This is a genomic window from Pseudomonas sp. HMWF006 (genome assembly GCF_003061205.1).
GTDB classification, from domain to species: domain Bacteria; phylum Pseudomonadota; class Gammaproteobacteria; order Pseudomonadales; family Pseudomonadaceae; genus Aquipseudomonas; species Aquipseudomonas monsensis.
Map to the genome: position 1 here is coordinate 1 of NZ_QAIU01000485.1, position 3,927 is coordinate 3,927.

The following is a 3,927-nucleotide window of genomic DNA, read 5'->3' on the forward strand; positions in this document are numbered from 1 at the left end:
CCTCAGAGCAGGCCAAGTTGCTCGGCGGCGGGTTCTCTGTATAGCTCAGGCAGCGATGGCAGGCCAGGCAAACGTTGCATCAATTGCGTGTGAAAACGTTGCGCCAGTTTCGCCGCCAGCAGGTTGTCGGCGGTGTGCAGAAAGATATAAGGCGTGCGGCCCTCTTCGATCCACTCGGCGATTTTTGTTACCCACGGCACGAGGAAGGGATCGTTGGCTTCGAGTTCGGGATGCCCGATGAAGCGCACTTGCGGGGACTGCGTGAAGGCCGCCGGGCGCGTCGGCACACGGGGCTTTTTGGACTGCGCGTGAATCACCGAAGACTCGGTCGACAGGCAACTGAACAGCGCCCGCGGATCGAGGCAGATGCGTTCGACGCCACGGTCGAGCAGCAGACGATTGAGCAGGCGCTCACTCTCGCCCTTGGCGAAGAACTGCTCGTGACGCACTTCCACCGCCAGCGGGCAATCCAGCGCATCAATGAACCCCGCCAATTCCGGCAGACGCTGCGGCGTGAAGCTTTTCGACAGTTGCAGCCAGAACGGCGCGACGCGTCCGCCCAGCGGCTGCATCAACTGCAAAAAGGTTTCGGCGGCGGTCAGTTGCTCGCGCAGGTCACCGCTGTGGCTGATGTCGCCGGGGAACTTGGCGGTGAAGCGAAAGTGCTCGGGCATGACCTCGGCCCAGCGCTGCACGGTGGCCGGCGACGGGCTGGCGTAGAAGGTCGTATTGCCTTCCACGGCGTTGAACACTTGGGAATAGAGACCGAGAAAGTCGGAGGTTTTCGCGTCTACCGGGTACAGATACTCGCGCCAGGCATTTTCGCTCCAGGACGGGCAACCGAGGTAGTAAGGCAGCGCCATCAGATGTACAAATCGAGGCCCAGCACGTCTGCATCCCAATCGACAAAACCGGCGGTGCTCAGGTAACTGGCCAAGGCCATCGCTACGCTCTTTTTCATCGCACGGTGATAAATCATGTCTTGCTGACGGGCAGGCAGATTGCTCAGGCGTTGTGCCGAGGCTTTGGCAGCACGGGCGGCCAGTTGCTCTTCAGTCGGGAACTCCAGCTCGCCGTCGATATCGTCGACGGATTCATCCAGCGCCACATTGCCTTTGCGAGGCTTGCGCTTGATGGGATAGGACTGAGAGGAAACGCCGTCTATACGCATAAATTCATGCTCGGTATCAATGATGGCAATTTAGCGGCACCTGACCGACTTAGCAAATCGCCGAGTGATAACTAGAACACATAAAGCGCAAAAGGTTTAAAGCACGGGGTTGGAAACTGACGATTGGCAGGATTTGGAATAAGGCACTGAATTGCGGGTGAGTGTTTTTGTCGCGAGGGAACAAGCTCCCTCGCCACAATGGACCTCGCCGTTTTGATTGATCAGCGAGCCTTGGGGGTGGCGACTTTGTCGCGCAGGTAAACCGGTTGCGCGTCATCGGCCGGGATCGACTCACCGCGCTCCCAGGCGAAGCGCGCCAGGGTCAGCAAGTCTTCGGCATGAGGCAACATGCCCGCATCGGAACCGCTCGGTTTGACGGCAATACGCTCGCCGTAGCCCCAACCGGTACCGGCACCGAACCACTCGCCGCTGGCGTCTTGCGGCAGCGCTGCAACCTCGGGTGGCAACACCGCTTCGGCACCGACCAGACGCATCTCGCCGGCAGTCTCGCGGTAGCAGCCCCAATACACTTCATCCATCCGCGCATCAATGGCCGCTGCAACCTGGCTGACGCCGTGCTCGCGATGAGCCCGTTGCGCCAGCACCGCCAGGTTCGACACCGCAAGCACCGGACGGTCGAGGGCAAACGCCAGCCCCTGCACTACACCGATGGCGATCCGCACACCGGTGAATGCACCCGGGCCGCGACCGAACGCGATGGCGTCCACCGCTTGCAGCGTGGTGCCGGCGTCGGCCAGCAGTTGCTGGATCATCGGCAACAGCTTTTGCGCATGCAGGCGCGGGATCACCTCGTAATGGCTCGTGACCTTGCCGTCATGCAGCAAGGCAACGGAGCAAGCTTCAGTCGCGGTGTCCAGGGCCAGCAAGGTGCTCATTGATGTATCCAAAACAGGTGGGAAAAAGGTGCGTCAGTATAAACAACTACGGCCCGCAAGCGGGCCGTGGATGATGCAGCAGAATCAGCTTTTTCAGCTCAGCGCCTCAAGGACCTTGGCGGTGATGGCTTCAACCGAACCGACACCCGGGATGTGGCTGTACTTCGGCTTGCCGGCATTGGTAGCGGACAGCTTCTGGTAGAAGTCCACCAGCGGCTTGGTCTGCGAATGGTAGACCGACAGGCGATGACGCACGGTTTCTTCAGTGTCGTCCTTGCGCTGTACCAGTTCTTCACCGGTGATGTCGTCTTTGCCAGCGATTTTCGGCGGGTTGTAGACGATGTGGTAAACGCGGCCGCTGGCCTCGTGCACACGACGACCGGCGATACGCTGCACGATCTCTTCGTCTTCAACGGCGATTTCAACCACGGCGTCCAGTTCGACACCGGCAGTCACCAGCGCTTCGGCCTGCGGAATGGTGCGCGGGAAGCCGTCGAACAGAAAGCCATTGGCGCAGTCAGCTTGAGCGATGCGATCCTTGACCAGCGCGATGATCAGGTCATCCGACACCAGGCCACCGGCATCCATGATGCTCTTGGCCTTGATGCCCAGCTCGGTGCCGGCCTTGACCGCAGCACGCAGCATGTCGCCAGTGGAGATTTGCGGAATGCCGAATTTTTCGGTGATGAACTTTGCCTGAGTACCTTTACCGGCCCCGGGAGCTCCCAGCAGAATGACGCGCATCGATGTGCTCCTCAATTTTTTATATAAAAGCTTTACAAAACAAAGGATTCGCTACTTGGCGGCGAATCCTGAAAATACGGGTCGTGGCCACACAAACGGCCAAAGGCTGATCAAGATACACAGCAGGCTGCGCCCACACAAGACGCCAAAAGTCGGAGAAACCGACGCCCGCCGCGACCTTGCGACACGGTGACCCAAGTCGCAACCCCATCATTAACTGTCGCCTGGCGGCACATTTCCCCTGTGCAGCAAACGACAGCCGAGGCATGCATCGGCTGCCGCATCCTACGGAAAAAACCTTAGCCGGTATTTCGCAAACCGGCGGCAATCCCCGCCACAGACACCAGCAACGCCTGTTCCACCGGGCTGCCCTGCTCGACATTCTGCTGCCGCGAACGCGCCAGCAGTTCGGCCTGCAATAGATGCAGCGGGTCGAGGTAGGTGTTGCGCAGACGGATGAATTCGAGCGTATCAGGGCTATGTGCCAGCAGTTGCGACTGACCGGTCAGGCCGAGCACTACCGCACACGCCTGCGACAATAGGTCGCGTAACTGCGCGCCCAACGGCAGCAAGTCCGGCTCGACCAGACGCTGGTCGTAAGACAGCGCGATGTCCGCGTCAGCCTTGGCCAGGACCATTTCCAGCATGTCGATGCGCGTGCGGAAGAACGGCCACTGCTCGCGCATCTGCCCGAGCAATTGACCTTCACCGCGCTCCAGCGCCTTGCTCAGCGCCGACTCCCAGCCGAGCCACGCGGGCAACATCAATCGCGTCTGCGTCCAGCCGAAGATCCACGGAATCGCCCGCAGACTTTCGATGCCACCGGCACGGCGCTTGGCCGGACGACTGCCCAGCGGCAGACGCCCCAACTCCTGCTCCGGGGTGGACTGGCGGAAATACTCGACGAACTGCGGATTTTCCCGCACCACCGCACGGTAGGCACTGACCCCGTCCGCCGCCAACTCGTCCATCAGATGCCGCCACTCGGGCGTCGGTGGCGGTGGTGGCAACAGCGTTGCTTCGAGCACGGCAGCCAGATACAGATTGAGGTTCTGCTCGGCGATGTCCGGCAGGCCAAATTTGAAACGAATCATTTCCCCCTGCTCGGTAGTGCGA

Annotated in this window: 6 protein-coding genes; 1 reads left to right on the top strand and 5 read right to left on the bottom strand. The window is 60.6% G+C overall.

The annotated features are described in order from the left end of the window. Window positions 1-2 precede the first annotated feature (2 nt). The 4 genes from DBR24_RS21110 to adk all read right to left on the bottom strand — a co-directional run bounded on the left by DBR24_RS21110 (window position 3) and on the right by adk (window position 2,811). The gene (locus DBR24_RS21110; protein WP_123465036.1) at window positions 3-863 is read right to left on the bottom strand and encodes a DUF72 domain-containing protein; all 861 of its coding nucleotides are present in this window, start codon (window positions 861-863) and stop codon (window positions 3-5) included. Then, window positions 863-1,171 carry a hypothetical protein gene (locus DBR24_RS21115; RefSeq protein ID WP_123465034.1) on the bottom strand — a complete coding sequence of 103 codons (309 nt, stop codon included), beginning with the start codon at window positions 1,169-1,171 and terminating at the stop codon, window positions 863-865. Before DBR24_RS21115 ends, DBR24_RS21110 begins: the two co-directional genes overlap by 1 nt. Window positions 1,172-1,392: 221 nt before the next feature. After that, a complete protein-coding gene (gene tsaB / locus DBR24_RS21120; protein ID WP_128615720.1) occupies window positions 1,393-2,067 on the bottom strand; it encodes a tRNA (adenosine(37)-N6)-threonylcarbamoyltransferase complex dimerization subunit type 1 TsaB in 675 nt (224 codons plus the stop codon). Window positions 2,068-2,160: 93 nt separating this feature from the next. Further along, window positions 2,161-2,811: an adenylate kinase gene (gene adk / locus DBR24_RS21125; RefSeq protein ID WP_123465030.1), complete on the bottom strand. Its 651-nt coding sequence runs from the start codon at window positions 2,809-2,811 to the stop codon at window positions 2,161-2,163. Here adk and DBR24_RS21130 point away from each other — a divergent pair. Continuing rightward, window positions 2,801-3,004 carry a hypothetical protein gene (locus DBR24_RS21130; RefSeq protein ID WP_128615721.1) on the top strand — a complete coding sequence of 68 codons (204 nt, stop codon included), beginning with the start codon at window positions 2,801-2,803 and terminating at the stop codon, window positions 3,002-3,004. The two genes, adk and DBR24_RS21130, sit on opposite strands and share 11 nt — an antisense overlap. Window positions 3,005-3,110: 106 nt before the next feature. Here the strand turns inward: DBR24_RS21130 and DBR24_RS33120 are convergent. Continuing rightward, window positions 3,111-3,927 (bottom strand): phosphoenolpyruvate carboxylase (locus DBR24_RS33120; RefSeq protein WP_256591706.1); only part of this gene is annotated, 817 nt, incomplete at its 5' end.